Source organism: Methylocystis sp. (genome assembly GCF_050251305.1).
In the GTDB taxonomy this organism is placed as follows: Bacteria; Pseudomonadota; Alphaproteobacteria; order Rhizobiales; family Beijerinckiaceae; genus Methylocystis.
Genome location: NZ_JBFWNB010000029.1, coordinates 20885 through 40167, shown reverse-complemented (window position 1 = coordinate 40167; position 19283 = coordinate 20885). Strand labels below are relative to the sequence as shown.

Genomic DNA, 19283 nt, shown 5'->3' with positions numbered 1-19283 from the left:
CCGACGAACTGCTGCAGGGCGCGATCGCCGCGCTCGGCGCAGGCGCAGCGCAGGAATAAGTGGGATCTGATCGTCATGTGGTTTCTCCTCTTCTTCATCGTCGCGCTTGCGGCGGTCGCCTATGGCCAGGAATGGCTGATCGAACAGCCCGGGTCGCGGACTCTGGATTTCGCCGGCTATCAGTTCGAGGCGTCGATCCCGGTCGCGATCGGCGGACTGCTGCTGGTCATCGCCGCAACCATCGTGCTCTGGGCCCTGGTGGTGGCGCTGCTGCGGATGCCGCGCCGCTGGAGCGGCGGCTCGCGGCTGAAGCGGCGCGACAAGGGGTTCAGCGCGATTTCGCAGGGGCTGATCGCGGTCGGCTCCGGCGACGCCGCGCGCGCCAGCAAAGCCGCGCATGTCGCGGAACGGCTGCTGCCGAATGAGCCGCTCAGCCAGTTTTTGAAGGCGCAGGCGGCGCAGCTCTCCGGCGACCGGCGTCTTGCGGAAGAGACCTTCCACAAAATGACGCTGAAACCGGAGACGAAGCTGCTGGGGTTGCGCGGGCTGCATATCGAGGCCCGCCGGCGCGACGACGCGGAGGCGGCGCATCATTTCGCCAAGGAGGCGCATGACATCGCGCCGGTGCCCTGGGCCGGCGCCGCTATGCTCGAACATCTCGCGGCGCAGGGCGACTGGCAGAAGGCCCGCGAGGCGATCGAGGCCAGTCTGTTAGCGAAGGCGATCGACGTCCAGACCGCGCAGAACATGCGCGCCGTCGTCGAAACCGCGATGGCGATGGAGAAAGATCGCGACCATCCGCATGACGCGCTGCACCTCGCGCGCCAGGCGTTGAAGCGCCGGCCGGGCTTCGCGCCGGCCGCCGTCGCCGCGGCGAAAGTTCTGATCCGCCATGGCGATCAGAAGCAGGCGCTGAAGCTTATCGAAACCGTCTGGGCGACGAAGCCGCATCCGGACCTCGCCGCCGCTTATCTCGAGGCCCTGTCGGGCGAGTCGAATGTGGCGAAACTCGCGCGCGTCGAGAAGCTGGCGCGGGCCGCGCCGAGCGCGCCGGAAAGCCGACACGCCGTCGCCGAGGTCGCGCTGTCGGCGCGCAATTTCGCCAAGGCGCGCGAGGCGCTCGCGCCGCTGATCGCCAGCGGCCGACATCCGACCGCGCACACCTGCCTGCTGATGGCCGAAATCGAAGACGGGGAGCATGGCCCCTCGGGTCCGGTGCGCGAATGGCTCGCACGCGGTTCTCGCGCGCCGCGCGATCCGGTCTGGATCGCCGACGGCGTCGTCTCCAAGAACTGGCTGCCGATGTCGCCGGTCACGGGTCGGCTCGACGCTTTCGAATGGAAGCCGCCGCCTGATTCCGCGCAACATTTGACCGAAGAAGGCAAGCCCAATATTCCGGCCGCCTTTTTGACGCGTCCCGCCGAACCGGCCGCGCTGCCGTCGACCGAGGCCTCGGGGGAAGCGGCGACCGGCCAACAGGCCTAGCGCAAGCGCCAAAAAGCCGACCGACAATTCGATTTGGCCTGAGTTGTTGTCGGTCGGACGATTCCGTCCGACCGGATTCCTGCGCCTTGCGCACACGGCCGCGCACCCTTCCAGACAGATCAAAGCGCCTCCGTCCCGGTTGTTGACGGGGATCGCTGGTCTGGCGTTGAGGAGCGCGCGTAAATGCTGAGAACTCAGCCCGCCCGGCTCATTTTCGAAATCGACAAAGGCGCGCACGACGCCGTTGCCGGCATTGCCCGTAGTCATAGTTGAGAAAAGCAGCGGCAAAACGCGGATGCCAGAATTGAGCGGCAGGCCGTAGGGCGACGCTTACCGCCTCGCTCCAAAGCCAAACGTTCCAAGGCCATGACGAGGCTCGGCGCGCCGCAAGGTCCGGATGACCGACAAAGACCGCAAAACCGCAAGGGAGGACATCAAGTGAAACATCCTTTGAATTTGACTTGCCTCGCTGTGATTGGCCTCTTCGCATCCTCGATCCCGGGATACGCCATGGCGCGAGGCGATGATTCCGCCGTCGCGCCGAGCTACGTCTTGGCGAAGGCCGGCGGCGCCTCCAATCTCGCCGCGTGCAAGGCGCAGTGCAGGAAAGCCTATCGGCGCTGCTACAGCCAAGGCAATCAAATCGGCAAGCCCTATGTCACGGGTGGAGAGCCCTGCAGCGAGCAAAAAGTCATGTGCATGCGGGCGTGCCAGCAATAATGACAGGAGCTTGGCGAGAGCCGGACTGAGGGACGCCTCCGGTCCGCCGCGCGAGACGCTGCGCCAGCGATGCGGTTCGCAACTCTCTGAACGCTGGTGGCTTGATGGTTCTAAAAGCGCGTCCGGTCGGCGCGGCGAATGCGCACGTAAAGCGCGCCTTCGCCGCCATGATGGCGCGCCGCTTCGCCAAAACCCAGGACGACGTCGCGGAGATTGGGCGCTTCGAGCCACATCGGCACCACCCGACGCAACACGCCGCCCTCGTCGCGCGTCAGACCCTTTCCCGTGACGACGATGGCGACGCGCGATCCGTTCGCCTGACATCGGCGCAGGAAGGCCGTCAAAGACCGCTGCGCCTCGGTCTGGCGCATTCCGTGAAGATCAAGCTTGGCGTCGACCTCGATCCGCCCCCGCTTGATCTTGGCGAAGGTGCGGGCGTCGATGTCGATCGGCCGAGGCGGAGCCTTCGGCGCCGGCGGGCGATCGCGAATCACGGACGACGCGGCGGGCGCGACGGCCTCCTCGGACGGCGCCGGCGGTTTCGGCTTGCTCGGGCGCGCACGGGCGGGTCGCACGTCGGCCGTCGCCATCATCCAAAGCTCGGCTTCGGCTTGTGACAGGCGACGCGCATATCGACGGGAATTCTCCTCGCTCACGGATCGTCCCCAACGTCCTTCGGCAACAGCACGATCATCTCGGCGGCGTGCCGCACGTCGCCCGCGCGCCGGCCCGCGGCTTCGCCCGCGCCGAAGAAAAGATCGGCGCGCGCCGGACCAATTATCGCAGATCCGGTGTCCTGCGCGATCATGAGGCGACGAAAATCCGTTTCGGCCGCGTCCCGCCAGGGGATCCGCGCGACGATCCAGAAGGGCAGGCCGTAAGGCCAGATCGAGCGGTCGACGGCGATCGACCGAAAGGGCGTCAGCGGCGCGCCTTCGCCGCCGATCGGCCCGATGGCGCGCGTCGCCGAGCGGTCGATCTCAAAAAACACATAGGAGCGATTTTCCTGCATCAGCCGGCGGCCCGCGTCGCCGGGACCCGTTCCGAACCGCCGCAAGGTCTCTTTCAGCAGATCGAGCGACATCTCCCCCGCTTTTGCGAGCCCGCGTTCGATCATCAGCCGGCCGACCGACGTATACGGCCAGCCGTTACGCCCGGCATAGGTGAGCGCCACGCCGCTTCCGTCGGGCAGCCGCAGCCGCGCCGAACCCTGGACCTGGATGAGGAAGAGTTCGACCGCGTCGCGGACATAGGCGAGCGGATGCGCGCTCGGGGCCGCGCCTTCCTCTTCGATCGCGCGCCGATCGGGATAGGGCACGAGCGCGCCGTCCGCCTGCCGTCTGGCGCTCGTCAGCCGCTCGCCGGAGGGCAGCGAAAGCGGCGACTCATTCAGGGTCACGAGATCGAGCGGACGCGACAGCACCGGGGTGGCGAAGCCTGGCTCGGGCGACAGTCTGGCCTCGACCTCGACCTCGTAATAGGCGGTGACGAAGCCTCGAGCCTTGATGACATGCGGGCGAAACCGCTGACGGAAGAAAGCGCCGGCGTCGCTGACGTCCTCCAGCGCGGCGCGGGCCGCGGCCACGAGCGACGGCGGAGGCGCGACCGCGCCTCGCTGCTCCTGCGCGCCGCCCGCGATGCGCTCGGCGGATCGTCGGAAAGCGCCAAAAGCGGCCGCGAGATCGTCGGCCGCAAAGCCGTCGATCTGTGAAAATTCAATTTCGTGCAGCAGATCGGAAGCGGAAAACTGCGGCGCATCTTGGCGCGGCATGTTCAGTCTTCAGCTTGAGTCGCGACGAGCTTCCAATTGGGATCGTTCGCCTTCGGATCGCGCGCAAACGTCCAGCGCTCGACGACCTTGCGCGTCTGACCGCCGTCGATCGTTTCGCCGGCGCGGTCGCGACGCACGCTCATCAGCTGAACGGCGAAGCGCACCGTCACCTCGATGCGCCCCGGCACGGCGCGGGCGGCGTCCACGGTCGCCGAGTCGATCGCGACGACGGCCGTCTCCATGGTTTCGCCCTGCTGCTCGCGCCGCGCGATCTCCCCGGAAAAGCCATCGAAGACGTCCTCCGCCAGCAACGGCTTCAACGTCTCGCGGTCGCCCTTGGCGAAGGCGGTGACGATCAGCTCATAGGCGCGGCGCGCGCCGCTCAGGAAGGATTTTCCGTCGAAACTCGGATCGGACGCCGCCACGGCGTCAAGGCCGCTCCAGGCGGAAGCGACGCCTTTTTCGGCGACGCCATCCCAGCGGTCGGCGCCGGTCGGCCGGGCCGGCGGCTCAGCGACCGGCGCGGCGCTCGGCATTGGCGCAACCGTTGCCGGAGACGGCCGGCGCGGACCAAAACGCGGCTGCGGCGGCGTATCGCGATCCACCCGCATTCCGAGCACCGAGCGCAGCTTCCAGATGACGAAAACCGCGATGGCCGCGAAAACGACGAGGGTCGGATCGAAGAGGTCGCCGGACGCCGGCATTGGCAACTCCCGAATGAATCTATGGTCGGCTATCATGTCGCTTCATACATGTCACGAATCAAGGGGCGGGCGTATTGCCGCGGACCGGAGTAGCCGCCAGAAGCCGCAAAGATCGGATGATTCGGTGAAATCGAAGCTTATCGGCGCCGTCCTCGCGACCTGGATCGTGCTGGAGATATTGTGTTTTGCGCTCGTCGTGCGCGCCGTCGGGCTCCTGGCGGCGATTGTGCTCGCCATCGGTGCGTCGCTGCTCGGCCTTTCCGACGTCAGGCGTCTGCTCGACTTCCTCCGCGCCGGACTGGCCGCAAGGGCGAAGGGCGAAAGCTCCGCCATGGCTGACGGCGCGATGCTGGATGGCGGGATGCAGGCGCTCGCCTCGATTCTTCTCATTCTGCCGGGATTCGCGTCGGATTTCGTTGGGCTGGCGCTCAAATCCCCGTCGGTGCGCCAAAGTCTGGCGCGGTGGTTGCGGGCGCGCGCCGGGTCCGGAGATCCGCGCGTCATCGATCTCGATCCGCGCGAATGGCGGCGCGAGGCGCGAAGCGGGCGCGCGCGCCCGCGACGCAGCGAGGCGAAATAGAACGGGCGGCTGCGCCTTGTTCGCGTTTGAGAGTCGTGTTAGGCGGGCGCCAATTCTCGTTACACACGGCTTTGCTGGAGGCCCTTACATGACCGATACGAATGGCAACGGCGCGCAAGAGGCGCCGGGCGGCGCTCCGGCTCTCAATTCGCTGACTCAATATCTGAAGGATTTTTCCTTCGAGAACCCCAATGCGCCGCGCTCGCTCGGACCGCAGGACAAGGCGCCCAACATTTCGATTCAGGTCAACGTCAACGCCAAGCAGCTGGCGCCCACCGACTTTGAAGTCGGCCTGACGCTCGACTGCAAGGCGGGCGAGGGCGAAGGACTGCTGTTCAAGCTCGACCTTGAATATGGCGGCGTGTTCCGGCTGCTGAACATTCCCGAAGAGCAGGTGCATCCGATCGTGATGATCGAGTGCCCGCGCATGCTGTTTCCCTTCGTCCGCCAGATCGTGGCCGACGCGACGAGCAAGGGCGGCTATCCGCCGCTCTATATCGACCCGATCGACTTTGTCGCGCTTTACCAGCAAAAGGCGGCGGAAGCGGCGGGCCAGGCCGCGGCTCAGAGCAATTAGCCGGCGGCGGTCGGCGACGCCTCTTCGTCGCGCGCCAGATATCGGTCCCAGATCGGCGATTTGAGCGTCGCGACGAAGGCGCGGTGGGCGTCGTTTTCCGCTGCGCTCAGCCGCGGCGTGAGGGGTTCGGGCCGCTGGCGCAACAGATCGCTCGAAGCGGCGATCCGCACCGCATGCACCGTCTGAAGCGACAGCGCCGCCTGCCGTCCGCCGCAAAGTTCGGCGTAGACCTCAGCCAGCAGATTGGCGTCGAGCAGCGCGCCGTGCTTCTCGCGCCGTGAAAGGTCGATCGCGTAACGCTGGCACAGAGCGTCAAGAGAATTGGGTCCGCCGGGATGGCGCCGGCGCGCCATGGCGAGCGTGTCGATGATGCGCGCGCCGCCGAGCGGCGGCAAATTCATGAGCGCGAATTCGGCGTTGAGAAAACGCGTGTCGAATTCAGCGTTGTGAATGACAAGCGGCGAATCCTCGATGAAGTCGAGGAACTCGGTCGCCATCTCCTTAAAGACCTTGTGCTGAGCCAGGAATTCGCGCGAGAGGCCATGCACGCGGAAAGCCTCTTCCGGCATGTCGCGTTCTGGATCGATATAACAATGGAAATACCGGCCGGTCGGAATCAGATTGGAGATTTCGACGGCGCCGATCTCGACGACGCGATGGCCGCTCGCTGGATCGAGCCCCGTCGTTTCCGTATCGAGAACGATCTCCCGCATGTCTCCCCCGAGCCGCGCGTCAAGCGCTTTCATCAAGCCGCGCTTCGAGCGCCTTGACGATGTTTCGCACCTCGTCGCGCGCCGCATCGAGACCCCGATCCGTGTGAACCAGGAAATCAGCGCGGACGCGCTTTTCTGAATCAGGCGTCTGTTTCGCCAGAATGGACGCAAATTTCTCGCGCGTCATGCCATCGCGCGCGAGAACCCGCGCGCTTTGCGCATCTTCCGGCGCAGTGACGACGACGATCACGTCGAAATCCTTCTCGGCGCCCGTTTCGAAGAGAAGCGGAATGTCGAAGACGACTATGCGGTCGCCCTTCGCTTTGCGTTCTTCGACCAGAGCGTCGCGCGCCGCCCAAACCATCGGATGCACGATCGCTTCGAGACGCTTCAGCGCAGCCGGATCGTCAAGAACGCGGGCGGCGAGCTTCTGACGGTCGACGACGCCATCGACGACGACGCCCGGGAAGGCGCGCTCGATGTCGGCGGCCCCGGGCCCCTTGTAGAGGTCATGCACCAGTCGATCCGAATCGAGAACGGCGATGCCTTCGGCGCGAAACATGTCGGCCGTCGTCGACTTTCCCATGCCGATCGAGCCGGTGAGGCCGACGCGCAGCATCTTGTTCTCGCTCACGAGAGCAGCGCTCCTTCGCGTCGCAGCGCATCGAGAAGCGCGAGCAAGGGCAAGCCCATGATCGTCCAGTGATCGCCTTCGACATTGGAGAAAAGTTGCGCGCCCAAGCCTTCGATCTGATAGGCGCCGGCCGATGTCAGCGCCTGTTCTCCAACCGCCTCGAGATAGGCGGCGATAAAGGCGTCGCTCAGCGTGCGCATGGTGAGATCGGCCAATCCGACGGTCTCGAAGATCACCGCGCCATCGCGCGCCAGAGCCATCGCCGAATGCAGTCGATGCCGCCGGCCAGAGAGAAACCGCAGAAGCGCGCCGGCGTCCGCCATATTCGCAGGCTTCCCGAAAATTCTGCCGTCGCAGCTCGCAACCTGGTCCGCGCCGAGCACGAGCCGTCCATTGGCGGAGATGGCGAGCGCCTTGGCGCGCGCCAGCGCCAGAGCGATCGCGTCCGCGTCGGCGCCGCCCAAATTCGCTTCGATCGCCCGTTCGTCGACATCGGCGGGAATCGATTCGAACGGAACGCCGGAATTCAACAGCGCCAACCGGCGACCGGCGCTTTTCGACGCGAGAATCAGCGGCGCCGATTCGCGCCAGAAGAGCGAGGACGAGCCTGTCGTCACGTCCACAGCCCTCGCGCATAAGCCGAACAACGGGGATAAGCCGACATCGGAATCCGCTTCCGTCCTGCGAGCGGGAAAAAGTCGAGCGAGTCCTCAACAGGCAAAGCGCTGTCGAACGGATTCTGGAAAAAGCCAGGATAGATGAAATTCACAGGCGATCCACAGGCGCGGGCGCCGAAAATTTTCGATATCGCGATGATTCCATTTGTGGTCCGAATTTTTCCCGCCATTGCCGCCGCCACTGGCGCGTCGCCGCTCCGCTGTGGGCGACCGGTTAATGAAAATTAACCTTCGTGCGCCCCGCGACACAAATGAAGAATCAATTCCTTTTAAAATGAATTTTGTTTTAACGGCGTTTCGCGCTACGCCGACATTGATCGAACGAGAGGACGGACGAGACGCGATGGCGGAGGAGAAGGCGCTTCTTTCGGTGCTGCGCGGAGAAGCGCGAAACGTTCCGCCAGTGTGGCTGATGCGTCAGGCGGGCCGCTACCTGCCCGAATATCGCGACATTCGCGCGACGGCGAAAAACTTTCTCGATTTCTGCTATTCGCCGAAGAAGGCGGCGGAAGTGACGCTGCAGCCGATCCGGCGCTTTCATTTCGACGCGGCGATACTTTTCTCCGACATCCTTGTCGTGCCGGATGCGATGGGCCAGCAGGTGTCGTTTGAGAGCGGCGCAGGGCCGCGACTGGAGCGAATCGAAACGCCGGAACAGGTCGAGCGGCTCGGCGCGTTCAGGATCGAACATCTTTCGCCGGTGTTCGAGACGATTGATCTGGTGAAAGCAGCGTTGCCGTCCGATGTCGCCTTCATCGGCTTCTGCGGGGCGCCGTTCACGGTCGCGAGCTATATGATCGCGGGGCAGGGCACGCCCGATCAGGCGCCGGCGCGGCTTTTCGCCTATCGTCATGCGGATGCATTCGCGCAGCTGATTGATCGCATCGTCGCGGCTTCGATCGACTATCTTGCGCGCCAAATCGAGGCGGGCGTCGAAGTCGTGCAGATCTTCGACAGCTGGGCCGGCGTGCTGCCGGCGAATGAATTTCAGCGTTGGTCGGCCGAGCCGGTCCGCCGCATCGTCGAAGGCGTCAAGGCGCGCCATCCGCAAACGCCGGTGATCGCTTTTGTCCGCGGCGCCGATACGCATCTTACGCAGCTTGTAAAAACGATCGGTGCGGATGCTTACGGGATCGATACGGCGCTCGATCCCGCTTGGGCTGCGGCGCAGACGCCCGCGACTGTTCCGTTGCAAGGCAATCTCGATCCGCTGGTTCTTGTCGTTGGCGGAGAGGCGCTCGATCGCGAAGTCGAATCGATTCGCGCAGCGTTCAAAGGGCGGCCGCATATTTTCAATCTCGGGCACGGCATCCTGCAGCAGACGCCCATTGAAAACGTCGAGCGACTTGTCGCGCGCGTGCGGCGGGGCGGGTGACATGTATCTCTGGATCAAAGCGCTGCATGTGATCGCGATCATTTCCTGGATGGCGGGGCTTTTGTATCTGCCGCGGCTTTTCGTCTATCACGCAAGCGCCGGCGCGGACGCGCTCTCCGAGACGTTCAAGATGATGGAGCGGCGGCTCTATCGCTACATCATGACGCCGGCGATGCTCGTCGCCTGGCTGACCGGCCTCTATCTGGCTGTCGACAGTGGGGCGTTGTCTTCCGGATGGTTTCACGCGAAGGCGACGCTGGTCGTGCTGCTCACCGCCGCGCATATTCATGACGGCGCGCTGATGCGTCGGTTCGCCGAAGACGCCAATATTCATTCGCCGCGCTATTATCGCATCGTCAATGAACTGCCGACATTGCTGATGATCGGCGTGGTCATTCTGGTGATCGTCAAGCCGTTTTGACGTGTAACGATCTTCTCTCAGCCGGCGGGCTGAGTGCTGAGCGCCGCGGTCGGCGCAGATCGGATCGCGAGGGGGAGGGAAGCGGCGATGCGGCGTCCGATCTCCGATCTGCAGGCGAGGGCGGGCGCATTCGGCGCGAAATGGCCGCCTTTACGGGACGCTTGATTCGCGTCTGGAAATTGTCTAAGGAGCTTCTATCCCTCTGAGGCCCGTGTCTGCTTATAGCGGCATCGCCGGAATTTCCGCCGGCGCTCGGGAAGGCCATTTTCCCCCGCCCCACCGCTTATCCCCGGCTCCTCTCCACCTGCGCCTCCGCCAATACCCAAGGTTCCTCCTGAATGCGGGAAATTAAACTCTCGGACTTGAAGGCCAAGTCCGCCGCCGAACTCCTCGTTTTCGCCGAAGAGCATGAAGTCGAGAACGCCTCTCTCCTGCGCAAGCAGGAGCTCCTCTTCGCCATTCTGAAACAATTCGCGAGCCGCGACGTCGAAATCGTCGGGGAAGGCGTCGTCGAAGTGCTGCAGGACGGCTTTGGCTTCCTGCGCTCGCCTGACGCGAATTATCTCGCCGGCCCCGACGACATCTACGTTTCGCCCTCGCAGATCCGGAAATTCGGCCTGCGCACCGGCGACACGGTCGAGGGCATGATCCGCAGCCCCAAGGAGGGCGAGCGCTATTTCGCGCTCTTAAAAGTCAACAGCATCAATTTCGAAGATCCGGAGAAGGTGCGCCACAAGGTGCCCTTCGACAATCTCACGCCGCTTTATCCGGACGAGCGCCTCAAGCTGGAAATCGAAGATCCGACCAAGAAGGACTTCTCCTCCCGCGTCATCGACCTCGTCGCGCCGATCGGCAAGGGGCAGCGCGCTCTGGTGGTCGCGCCGCCGCGCACCGGCAAGACCGTGCTTCTGCAGAATGTTGCGCAGTCGATCACGACCAATCATCCGGAATGCTATCTGATCGTTCTGCTGATCGACGAGCGGCCCGAGGAAGTGACCGACATGCAGCGCAGCGTGCGCGGCGAAGTCGTGTCGTCGACCTTTGATGAGCCCGCGGTGCGCCATGTCCAGGTCGCCGAAATGGTGATCGAAAAGGCGAAGCGTCTCGTCGAACACGGCCGCGACGTGGTGATTCTGCTGGATTCGATCACGCGTCTCGGGCGCGCCTACAACACGGTCGTGCCGTCATCGGGCAAGGTGCTGACGGGCGGCGTTGACGCCAATGCGCTGCAGCGGCCGAAGCGCTTCTTCGGCGCTGCGCGCAACATCGAAGAAGGCGGCTCGCTGACGATCATTGCGACCGCCTTGATCGATACCGGCTCGCGCATGGACGAAGTGATCTTCGAAGAGTTCAAGGGCACCGGCAACAGCGAGATCATCCTCGACCGCAAGGTGGCCGACAAGCGCGTCTTCCCGGCGATCGACATCACCCGTTCCGGCACCCGCAAGGAAGAGCTGCTGGTCGCGACCGACATCCTCAAGAAGATGTATGTGCTGCGCCGTATCCTCAATCCGATGGGCACGGTCGACGCGATCGAATTCCTGCTCGGTAAGCTGCGCGAGACGAAGAACAATCAGGGTTTCTTCGATTCGATGAATACGTAAGAACAGCGGTTGAGAATCTTGGCGGAGCGGATCGCCGCGTAAGGCGCGCGCGCTGCGTCATAGAATGGACTTGTCGAAGCGAAGCGTCCCACCGGATTTATCTTTCGCAATCGGGTCGTATGGCGTTCACGTCCATCCGACGGCGCCGGTCCGGCGCGTTTCGGACCCTTCATAAAACGACCGCAAATATGCGCGTCTTTATGATATCCGCTGTCGTTTCCGAGAGAGCCGATGGATCGTCGCCCGATACAATTTCTGGCAGCAGTCTTGTTGTTTTTATCCGGGGCCACGGCGGCGCGCGCCTTGGACGAGCCGAGTCAAGCGCAGTCCGCGGGGCGCAAGGCCGTGCATCGGGTCGCAAAAGCGCGTGGCGGGCGCGTCGCGAAAGAAGAGGCGAAGAAGGAGTCCGCGCCCTGTGCGCGAGGGACGTGGAAAGACGATCCCGTTTGCTTTGGCGAGGGGGCGCAAGACGCCTTGCCCTTGCCCTCGTCGCGCGCTGTCGAAAAGGAAATCAGTTCGCCTGACCCCGCCATTAAGCCGACAGCCAATCTCAATCCGCGTCCCTCTGGGCCAGGACCCTATCAAGCGGGCGTCGTCTACCAGTCAAACGGAAATGCGGTCACGAACAATTATGGCGGGGGCGTCAGCCTTCAGCTTCCGTTTTAGAGTTCGCCGCCAACAGAGCCGTCGTCACGACGCGGGGGGAACGGCGGGCACGGTCAGATGTCGCCCGGCATGCTTGGATCGTTCAACCGCAGCGCCATCAGCGTTTCGTCGAGATAATCGCCGTTGGCATTTTTTGCAGAGCGTTCTTCGACGCCATAGGCGTGAAATCCCCATCGCTCATAGAAACGCAGCGCGCGAAGATTCGTCGAGACGACAGTGAGCGTCACGATTTCGACGTTCCCGCGCGCCTCATCGATCAATCTCTTCATGATCTCATCGGCCGCGCCTGATCCGCGATCGGCCGCCTTCACGTACATGCCGTAGAGAAGCGCCTTGTGACGCGTTTTGACGCCGTCGTTGAATGCGAGTCCGCCGACGCCGATCAATTGCGAATCTTTTGCGCTGAAGGCGCCGATGACAAAGTCGCGCTGAAGGCGGGCGCCGACAGTGGCCGGCGCAAGATGCGCTTCATCTTCCGGCGCGAAGCGAAAGGCGCGCGGCTCTCGTCGGAAGCCCTCGAGTCGCAGCGCGTGGAAAATGTCCGCATCCGACGGCTTGAGTCGGCGATAGATCGCTGGCGTTCGCATGCGTCCTTGTGCCGGACGGCTCTTGCGAATTCCAGCGGCGAAAGGAATAAGCGGCGCGCGTGTTCAAAGATTTCGTCGATCTGTGGCGCATATTGTCGTTGCATGCGATCTGAGGTGGGCGCCCGACTCGATCAGCGGTCGTGGCGCGCCTTTTGAAAGCGTACGGGATGCTTAACGTTCGGCCAATGTGTTTTGTGCACTGCAGCATAGGACGGCGCCGCTGCGCCTCTGCGGCGTGACGGCGCGCGATACGATCTTCGCGCTTGGCACCGGCGCCGGGCGCGCAGCGATCGCGGTCATCCGAATCTCTGGCCCTGGGTCAGGGGACGCGCTTCAGGCGCTGGCCGGCAAGCGCCCTGCGCCGCGGCGCGCGACCGTCGCCACTCTGCACGATCCGGCGACCGGCGAAGCGCTCGACCGCGGCGTTGCGCTGTTCTTTCCAGGCCCGGCGTCGTCAACGGGCGAAGACTATGCCGAGCTGCAGCTCCACGGCGGCCGCGCGGTCGTCGAAGGGACGCTCGCAGCTCTGCACCGGCTCCCGGGCCTGCGCGCCGCCGAGCCCGGCGAATTCGCCCGGCGCGGGTTCGAGAATGGCAAGCTTGATCTTTCGCAGGCGGAAGCGCTCGTCGATCTTATCGACGCGCAGACCGAGGCGCAGCGGCGACAGGCGCTGCATGTCGCCGGCGGGGCTTTGCGGCGCAAAGTCGAGCTTTGGCGCGCTGCGCTTGTCGATGCGCTGGCGCTTGTCGAAGCCGAGCTCGACTTTAGCGACGAGGCCGATGTTGCGGGTTGTTCTCCGGCGCGGCTCAGCGCGCTGCTTTCGCCGTTGGTCGAGGATATGCGCGCGGCGTTGCGTCTCGCCCCGGCGTCGGAACGCATGCGCGACGGATTTGTCGTCATCATCCTCGGGCGGCCGAACGTCGGTAAATCCACGCTGATCAATGCGCTGACGCAGCGCGATCTCGCGATCGTGTCGGCGATCCCCGGCACGACGCGCGACATGATCGAGGCGCATTTCGACATCGGGGGATTGCCGGTCACGCTGATCGACACGGCGGGATTGCGCGACGCTGCGGATGAGATTGAGCGGATCGGCGTCGATCGCACGCTCGCGCGGGTCGAGACGGCGGATCTGGCGCTGTGGCTGTCGGATTCGGGGGAGTCGCCACCGCGTTGTGACGTCGAAACGATCCGTGTCGCGACGAAGATTGATCTGAGTCCGGCGCCGGAAGGCGCGATCGGGGTCTGCGCGCTCAGCGGCGCCGGGCTCGAGGCGCTTGTTGCGGCGATCGGGCGCCGCGCGCGGGCGAGTCTGGGAGACGGCGCAGCGGCGCTGATCGTCAGGGAGAGGCATCGGCAAGCGCTGGAGCAGGCGCTGGAGAGCGTCGACGCTGTTCTCATCGAGGAAGGGCCGTTGGAGCTTCATGCCGAAGAATTGCGCCGCGCCAGTCGCTCGCTTGGGCGTATTGTCGGCGCGGTCGATGTCGAGGATGTGCTCGATGCGGTTTTCTCGCGTTTCTGTATCGGCAAATGATATGTTTCACGTGAAACAGGCCAGCCTATGAATCTTTCGCCCCGAGAAGTTTTCGATGTCGTCGTGATCGGCGGCGGACACGCCGGCTGCGAAGCGGCCGCGGCGGCGGCGCGTCTTGGCGCGCATACGGCGCTTGTGACCCAGAATCGCGCGAAAATCGGCGAAATGTCCTGTAATCCGGCGATCGGCGGCCTCGGCAAAGGCCAGCTGGTTCGGGAGATCGACGCGCTTGACGGGCTGATGGGGCGGGTGGCCGACGCCGCTGGCATTCAGTTCCGCGTGCTCAATCGCTCCAAAGGCCCGGCGGTGCGCGGCCCGCGCGCCCAGGCCGACCGCAAGCTTTATCGCGCGGCGATGCAGGCGGCGCTCGATGAAACGGAAAATCTGACGATTGTCGAAGCTGAGGTCGAGGATCTGCTGACGGACGCCGGCGTCATGCAGGGGGTGGTCACGGAGCGTGGCGCGCTTCGCGCGCCGGCGGTGGTGATCGCCACCGGGACCTTTCTCGGCGGGGTCATCCATATCGGCGACGAGCGGACGCCGGCCGGCCGGATGGGCGATGCGCCGTCGAATGCGCTGAGCCGAAGATTGCGCGAAGCGGGCTTCGCGGTCGCGAGGCTCAAGACCGGCACGCCGCCGCGGCTCGAGGGGCGCAGCATCCGCTGGGAGACGCTCGAAGAACAATGGGGCGACCCGACGCCGGAGCCGTTCTCCTATCTGACGCAGGCGATCGCCACCCGTCAGATCGCCTGCGGCGTGACCCGCACGACGCCGGCCGCGCATAAGATCATTCTCGACGATCTGCATCGCTCGCCCTTGCGCACCGGGGCGATTTCCGGCCCGGGACCCCGCTATTGTCCATCGATCGAGGACAAGGTCACCCGCTTCGCCGACCGCGACGCGCATCAGATTTTCCTTGAACCCGAAGGGCTTGACGACGACACGGTCTATCCGAACGGGATCTCGACCTCGCTGCCGCTGGCGACCCAGCAGGCGTTCATCAACGCCATTCCGGGGCTCGAAACGGCGCGCATTCTGCGTCCGGGCTATGCGATCGAATATGATTACGTCGATCCGCGCGAACTGCTGGCGACGCTCGAAACGAAGCGGATACGCGGGCTTTTCTTCGCCGGGCAGATCAACGGCACGACCGGATATGAAGAGGCGGCGGCGCAGGGCATTCTCGCTGGCCTCAATGCGGCGCGCCACGCGGCTGGGAGCGGCGCGATCGTTTTCGATCGCGCCGAAGCCTATCTCGGCGTCATGGTCGACGATCTTGTCACGCGCGGGGTCAGCGAACCCTATCGGATGTTCACGTCGCGGGCCGAATATCGCCTGTCGCTGCGCGCCGACAACGCTGACGCGCGCCTGACGCCACGCGGGATCGAAATCGGCTGCGTCGGCGGGCGCCGCGCCGCGCATTACGCGGCGCGCGCCGCCGCTCTCGGGGCTGCGCGAACCATGTCGCAGACACGCGAGCTGACATCGTCGTCGGCGCTTCGGCATGGCCTGCCGGTCAATCAGGACGGGCTGCGCCGCAGCGCTTATGCGCTCTTGTCCTTCCCAGACATTTCCCTCGCGCGGCTGGCGTCGATCTGGCCAGAGTTTGGCGGGATCGACCCGGACACGGCGGAGCGGCTGGAGACCGAGGCGCGCTACGCGGTCTATCTCGACCGGCAGCAGGCCGATATTGACGCGTATCGACGCGACGAACGCCTAGCGTTGCCTGAGGGTCTGGATTATTCGTCGATTGCCGGCCTCTCTGCGGAATTGCGTGGGAAGCTGAGCTATCTCCGGCCGCGCACCATCAGCCAGGCGCAGCGGATCGACGGCATGACGCCGTCCGCCTTGACCCTGCTGGCGGCGCGGGCGCGCCGCGCGTGACCGGACGATCCTGTCGGGAAGCGGCGCTGAGCCTCTTTCCGGACCTTCGGCGCATTCAAGCTGAGCTGGCGCTCTTCGAATCGCTGCTCAGGCGCTGGCAGGCAAAGATCAATCTCGTCGCGTCGGGAACGCTTAACGATCTGTGGCTGCGGCATTTCGCCGATTCGGCGCAGGTGTGCGCCGCCGCGCCGGATGTGGTCCGTTGGGCGGATATGGGGTCTGGCGCTGGCTTCCCGGGACTGATCACCGCGCTGCTCCTGAAAGGGCGGCCTTGCGCTGTCGTGCATCTGATCGAGAGCGACCAGCGCAAGGCCGGCTTTCTGCGCGCTGTTTCACGTGAAACAGGAGCGCCGGCTGTCGTCCACGCCGAGCGAATCGAACGCGTGACGCCTGAACTGACGGGCCTCATCGAGGGGGTCAGCGCCCGTGCGCTCGCGCCGCTCTCGCGTCTCATACAGCTCGCCGAAGGTCCGTTGGCGCAAGGCGCGGTCGGCGTGTTTTTAAAGGGGGAAGAATGGCGAGACGAATTGACCGCGGTTGATGCGCTGGGTAGCTTTAGGTGCGAATCGACGGAAAGCCGAACCCGCAAGGGCGCGCGAATCGTCGTCGTCAAGCATAAGGCTTCCCCATCGTGACCGCTTCCGCTTCGCCGCGCATTCTTGTGCTGGCCAATCAAAAGGGCGGCGTGGGCAAGACCACCACCGCCATAAATCTCGGGACGGCGCTTGCGGCGGTCGGCGAGGAGGTGCTGGTCATCGACCTCGATCCGCAGGGCAACGCCTCGACGGGACTGGGAGTCGACCGCCAGCAGCGCACGATTTCCACCTATGACGTGCTGCTCGGCGAATCCAGCCTCGCTGACGCGATCGTCGCCACGGCGGTGCCCCGTCTCTCCATCGCGCCCTCGACGCTCGATCTGCTCGGCGTCGAGCTGGAGATTGCGAATGACAAGGATCGCGCCTACAGGTTGAAGCGGGCGCTTGCCGAGCTCGCCGCCGAGCATGACAGCGAGCGGCGCTTCAGCTATGTGCTGATCGACTGCCCGCCATCGCTAAATCTCCTGACAATCAATGCGTTAGCGAGCAGTGACGCCGTCGTCGTGCCGCTGCAGTGCGAATTTTTCGCGCTTGAAGGGCTTTCGCAGCTGCTCTCGACCGTCGATCAGGTGAAGCAAACTCTCAACCAGAAGTTGTCAATCCACGGCGTCGTTCTGACCATGTACGACCCGCGCAACAATCTCGCGAATCAGGTCGCCGCCGACGTGCGGCGGTTCATGGGCGAAAAGGTCTATGACACGATGATTCCGCGAAACGTCCGGGTCTCCGAGGCGCCGTCGCATGGGAAGCCGGTGCTTCTCTATGATTTCAAATGTTCCGGCAGCCAGGCCTATTTGAAACTCGCCTCGGAAGTGATCCAGCGCGAGAAACGGCTGCGCGCAGCCTAAGAGCGAAGAGGATCGAAGATGGCGGAGGACTCGCGGCGCCGGCTCGGCCGGGGATTGGCGGCGCTTCTCGGCGACGCCGCCGCTGATGCCGCCCCGGTCGAACGGCCGCGCGGCCCGCGGAAGGCGCCGATCGAATTTCTGCGTCCGAACCCGCGCAATCCGCGGCTGTCCTTCCGGGAGGAGGATCTGGCCGAACTGACCGCCTCGATTCGCGAGAAGGGCGTGATTCAGCCGATCGTCGTGCGCGCCATCGCCGGCGTCGCCGACGCCTATGAAATCATCGCCGGCGAGCGGCGCTGGCGCGCGGCGCAGATGGCCGGTCTCTCCGACGTGCCGGTCGTCATCCATGAGGCCAATGACAAGGAGGCGCTCGAACTCGCGATCATCGAGAACGTGCAGCGCGCCGACCTCAACGCCATCGAGGAGGCGAAGGGCTACGAGCGGCTCGGCGCGGAGTTCGGCTACGCCCACGGCGAGATTGCGAAGATCATCGGCAAGAGCCGATCCCACATCGCAAATACGATTCGTCTGCTGAATCTGCCGGAAGAGGCGCGAAAGCTCGTGGGCGAAGGCGCGATTTCGGCGGGTCACGCCCGGGCGCTGCTCGCGGTGACGGATCCTGCCGCCGTGGCGCGGCGCATCGTCGAAAAGGGGATGACGGTGCGCGACGTCGAGCGGCTCGCGCAGGAGCAGTCGGAGGACGCCGGCGCTCTCCGACGCGCCGCTCGTCCCAATAAGACGTCCGCAAAGGATTCAGACGCGCGCGCCGTCGAAAAGTCGTTGTGCGATGCGCTCGGCTTGCGCGTCGAATTGCGGCCGAACGGCGAGAAGGGCGAAGTGCGAATCAGATATGAATCGCTCGACCAGCTTGATTCACTCTGCCGTCTGTTGAGCGGCTAGTCGCTTCTCACCGTGTTCCGGACGCAAAAAAACCGGCCTCGCAAGAGGCCGGTCTTTTTGCTTGGGTCGGCGAACTTAGAAGTTGAGCACCGGATTGACCAGGCCCGAGCCGAAGCGGAAGGTCAGACCGGCCGAAACGACCAGCGGGTTGATCTTCACAGCCGCGTTCACCGGGATATAGGTCACGCCCAGCGCAGGTCCGATCGGGGTCGGAACCGGGGTGCGCGCGGCAATCCAGGCGTGCGCATTCGGCTCCATCATGATGTATTTCACATCGAAGTTGATGCCCCAGCGCTCGGTGATCATGTAGTCGAAGCCGGCCTGGCCGACGACGCCCCAGGACGGGGTGATGCTCGCCGAATAGAAGCTGGCGATTCCGCCCGGAATGCCGCCAGCGGCCGCGGCGAAGGAGCCGGGCACCGTGGTCAGGCCCCAGTCGTTGTTGCCCGCGCGCGTTCCCCAGAAGGTGGTGAAGTTGACGCCGACGCCGAGGTAAGGCTGGAAGGCGCCCCAGTTGCGGAAATGATACTGAAGCAGCAGAGACGGCGGGAAGACCCAAGTCTTCGCGAGGCTCGAACCAGCCAGAACGCCGGTGCCCTGGATGTGATGCGGCGTGATGCAGCAGATCGCTTCGATCGCCCAGTTCTTGTTGAGGTAGTAGGTGGCGTCGACCATCGGAATGACCGACCAGGAGATGCTGGTGGTGGCGCCGGGAACAACCGTGCCGTAACCGCCGCTGCGCAGAGTCGCCAGGCCGAAGGAGAGCGGACCGCCGAGTCCTGCGACCACGGGATTGATGGCGCCCGCGTCGTAGATCGTCGACGTTCCGTCGAGCGGGACGACAGCGCCCATCTTCAGGCGGATCTGAAACGGCTGATAGTCGTCGACGACTGGCGGCGGCGGCGGAGCCTTGTAAATTGGCAGGTCGGCGGCATAGGCGGCGCCAACGCTCCCGACCACAAGCGCGGCAATCGCGCCGCGAACAAAATTCTTCATCGGAACCCCCG

General features: G+C 64.6%; 20 protein-coding genes. 12 read left to right on the top strand and 8 right to left on the bottom strand.

Annotated features, from left to right (window positions below; genetic code table 11):
* Both AB7F41_RS11070 and AB7F41_RS11065 read left to right on the top strand, forming a co-directional pair.
* Window positions 1-1485 (top strand): heme biosynthesis protein HemY (locus AB7F41_RS11070; RefSeq protein WP_428406577.1); only part of this gene is annotated, 1485 nt, incomplete at its 5' end.
* A 510-nt stretch (window positions 1486-1995) separates the two neighbouring features.
* Window positions 1996-2205, top strand: a complete 210-nt coding sequence (locus tag AB7F41_RS11065) for a hypothetical protein (protein WP_428382551.1) — start codon at window positions 1996-1998, stop codon at window positions 2203-2205.
* Window positions 2206-2315: 110 nt separating this feature from the next.
* Here AB7F41_RS11065 and AB7F41_RS11060 read toward each other — a convergent pair whose 3' ends face one another.
* The 3 genes from AB7F41_RS11060 to AB7F41_RS11050 are packed head-to-tail and all read right to left on the bottom strand — an operon-like array spanning window position 2316 to window position 4680.
* Window positions 2316-2861, bottom strand: coding sequence for a Smr/MutS family protein (locus tag AB7F41_RS11060; protein WP_428382549.1), 546 nt, complete (start codon window positions 2859-2861; stop codon window positions 2316-2318).
* A complete protein-coding gene (mltA, locus tag AB7F41_RS11055) occupies window positions 2858-3976 on the bottom strand; it encodes a murein transglycosylase A (protein WP_428382547.1) in 1119 nt (372 codons plus the stop codon). Before mltA ends, AB7F41_RS11060 begins: the two co-directional genes overlap by 4 nt.
* A gap of 2 nt (window positions 3977-3978) precedes the next feature.
* Window positions 3979-4680, bottom strand: coding sequence for a Tim44/TimA family putative adaptor protein (locus AB7F41_RS11050; RefSeq protein ID WP_428382545.1), 702 nt, complete (start codon window positions 4678-4680; stop codon window positions 3979-3981).
* 124 nt (window positions 4681-4804) lie between these two features.
* Between AB7F41_RS11050 and AB7F41_RS11045 the strand changes: the two genes are divergently transcribed.
* Window positions 4805-5260 carry an FxsA family protein gene (locus AB7F41_RS11045; protein ID WP_428382543.1) on the top strand — a complete coding sequence of 152 codons (456 nt, stop codon included), beginning with the start codon at window positions 4805-4807 and terminating at the stop codon, window positions 5258-5260.
* 88 nt (window positions 5261-5348) lie between these two features.
* Window positions 5349-5837 carry a protein-export chaperone SecB gene (gene secB / locus AB7F41_RS11040; RefSeq protein ID WP_428382541.1) on the top strand — a complete coding sequence of 163 codons (489 nt, stop codon included), beginning with the start codon at window positions 5349-5351 and terminating at the stop codon, window positions 5835-5837.
* Here secB and dnaQ read toward each other — a convergent pair.
* Genes dnaQ through AB7F41_RS11025 form a run of 3 tightly spaced genes read right to left on the bottom strand, consistent with a single transcriptional unit; the run spans window position 5834 to window position 7807 of the window.
* Window positions 5834-6550, bottom strand: coding sequence for a DNA polymerase III subunit epsilon (dnaQ, locus tag AB7F41_RS11035; RefSeq protein ID WP_428382612.1), 717 nt, complete (start codon window positions 6548-6550; stop codon window positions 5834-5836). The genes secB and dnaQ overlap by 4 nt on opposite strands.
* A gap of 19 nt (window positions 6551-6569) precedes the next feature.
* Window positions 6570-7169, bottom strand: a complete 600-nt coding sequence (gene coaE, locus AB7F41_RS11030) for a dephospho-CoA kinase (RefSeq protein ID WP_428382611.1) — start codon at window positions 7167-7169, stop codon at window positions 6570-6572.
* 11 nt (window positions 7170-7180) lie between these two features.
* Entirely contained in the window at window positions 7181-7807 is a 627-nt protein-coding gene (locus tag AB7F41_RS11025; RefSeq protein WP_428382539.1) for a Maf family protein, read from the bottom strand.
* Window positions 7808-8204: 397 nt separating this feature from the next.
* On the opposite strand from AB7F41_RS11025, the gene hemE reads away from it, so the two are divergent.
* From hemE to rho, 3 genes are all read left to right on the top strand, one after another.
* Window positions 8205-9236 (top strand): uroporphyrinogen decarboxylase, encoded by a 1032-nt coding sequence (hemE, locus tag AB7F41_RS11020; protein WP_428382537.1) that lies wholly within the window; start codon window positions 8205-8207, stop codon window positions 9234-9236.
* Window position 9237: 1 nt separating this feature from the next.
* Window positions 9238-9657: a protoporphyrinogen oxidase HemJ gene (hemJ, locus tag AB7F41_RS11015; protein ID WP_428382535.1), complete on the top strand. Its 420-nt coding sequence runs from the start codon at window positions 9238-9240 to the stop codon at window positions 9655-9657.
* A gap of 338 nt (window positions 9658-9995) precedes the next feature.
* Window positions 9996-11261 carry a transcription termination factor Rho gene (gene rho / locus AB7F41_RS11010; RefSeq protein ID WP_428382533.1) on the top strand — a complete coding sequence of 422 codons (1266 nt, stop codon included), beginning with the start codon at window positions 9996-9998 and terminating at the stop codon, window positions 11259-11261.
* 719 nt (window positions 11262-11980) lie between these two features.
* Here rho and AB7F41_RS11005 read toward each other — a convergent pair.
* Window positions 11981-12514 (bottom strand): GNAT family N-acetyltransferase, encoded by a 534-nt coding sequence (locus AB7F41_RS11005; RefSeq protein ID WP_428382531.1) that lies wholly within the window; start codon window positions 12512-12514, stop codon window positions 11981-11983.
* A gap of 235 nt (window positions 12515-12749) precedes the next feature.
* Here AB7F41_RS11005 and mnmE point away from each other — a divergent pair, with 235 nt between their 5' ends.
* From mnmE to AB7F41_RS10980, 5 genes are read left to right on the top strand one after another with little or no spacing between them, the layout of a single operon-like run.
* Window positions 12750-14048 (top strand): tRNA uridine-5-carboxymethylaminomethyl(34) synthesis GTPase MnmE, encoded by a 1299-nt coding sequence (gene mnmE, locus AB7F41_RS11000; RefSeq protein ID WP_428382529.1) that lies wholly within the window; start codon window positions 12750-12752, stop codon window positions 14046-14048.
* A gap of 27 nt (window positions 14049-14075) precedes the next feature.
* Window positions 14076-15932: a tRNA uridine-5-carboxymethylaminomethyl(34) synthesis enzyme MnmG gene (mnmG, locus tag AB7F41_RS10995; protein ID WP_428382527.1), complete on the top strand. Its 1857-nt coding sequence runs from the start codon at window positions 14076-14078 to the stop codon at window positions 15930-15932.
* Complete coding sequence (locus AB7F41_RS10990; protein WP_428382525.1) at window positions 15929-16567, top strand: 16S rRNA (guanine(527)-N(7))-methyltransferase RsmG; 639 nt, start codon at window positions 15929-15931, stop codon at window positions 16565-16567. Before mnmG ends, AB7F41_RS10990 begins: the two co-directional genes overlap by 4 nt.
* A complete protein-coding gene (locus tag AB7F41_RS10985; protein ID WP_428382523.1) occupies window positions 16564-17376 on the top strand; it encodes a ParA family protein in 813 nt (270 codons plus the stop codon). The genes AB7F41_RS10990 and AB7F41_RS10985 overlap by 4 nt, the downstream gene beginning before the upstream one ends.
* Window positions 17377-17394: 18 nt before the next feature.
* Entirely contained in the window at window positions 17395-18276 is an 882-nt protein-coding gene (locus AB7F41_RS10980) for a ParB/RepB/Spo0J family partition protein (RefSeq protein WP_428382521.1), read from the top strand.
* A gap of 75 nt (window positions 18277-18351) precedes the next feature.
* Here AB7F41_RS10980 and AB7F41_RS10975 read toward each other — a convergent pair whose 3' ends face one another.
* On the bottom strand, window positions 18352-19272 hold the full coding sequence (locus AB7F41_RS10975) for an OmpW/AlkL family protein (RefSeq protein WP_428382519.1): 921 nt from the start codon (window positions 19270-19272) through the stop codon (window positions 18352-18354).
* Window positions 19273-19283 lie beyond the last annotated feature (11 nt).

Bases quoted from the DNA above. Each gene is read 5' to 3' on its own strand.
- mnmG (WP_428382527.1), top strand. From the start codon at position 14,076: ATGAATCTTTCGCCCCGAGAAGTTTTCGATGTCGTCGTGATCGGCGGC.
- dnaQ (WP_428382612.1), bottom strand. From the start codon at position 6,550: ATGCGGGAGATCGTTCTCGATACGGAAACGACGGGGCTCGATCCAGCG.
- AB7F41_RS10980 (WP_428382521.1), top strand. From the start codon at position 17,395: ATGGCGGAGGACTCGCGGCGCCGGCTCGGCCGGGGATTGGCGGCGCTT.
- coaE (WP_428382611.1), bottom strand. From the start codon at position 7,169: ATGCTGCGCGTCGGCCTCACCGGCTCGATCGGCATGGGAAAGTCGACG.
- rho (WP_428382533.1), top strand. From the start codon at position 9,996: ATGCGGGAAATTAAACTCTCGGACTTGAAGGCCAAGTCCGCCGCCGAA.
- hemJ (WP_428382535.1), top strand. From the start codon at position 9,238: ATGTATCTCTGGATCAAAGCGCTGCATGTGATCGCGATCATTTCCTGG.
- secB (WP_428382541.1), top strand. From the start codon at position 5,349: ATGACCGATACGAATGGCAACGGCGCGCAAGAGGCGCCGGGCGGCGCT.
- AB7F41_RS11005 (WP_428382531.1), bottom strand. From the start codon at position 12,514: ATGCGAACGCCAGCGATCTATCGCCGACTCAAGCCGTCGGATGCGGAC.
- AB7F41_RS10975 (WP_428382519.1), bottom strand. From the start codon at position 19,272: ATGAAGAATTTTGTTCGCGGCGCGATTGCCGCGCTTGTGGTCGGGAGC.
- AB7F41_RS11050 (WP_428382545.1), bottom strand. From the start codon at position 4,680: ATGCCGGCGTCCGGCGACCTCTTCGATCCGACCCTCGTCGTTTTCGCG.
- mltA (WP_428382547.1), bottom strand. From the start codon at position 3,976: ATGCCGCGCCAAGATGCGCCGCAGTTTTCCGCTTCCGATCTGCTGCAC.
- AB7F41_RS11065 (WP_428382551.1), top strand. From the start codon at position 1,996: ATGGCGCGAGGCGATGATTCCGCCGTCGCGCCGAGCTACGTCTTGGCG.
- hemE (WP_428382537.1), top strand. From the start codon at position 8,205: ATGGCGGAGGAGAAGGCGCTTCTTTCGGTGCTGCGCGGAGAAGCGCGA.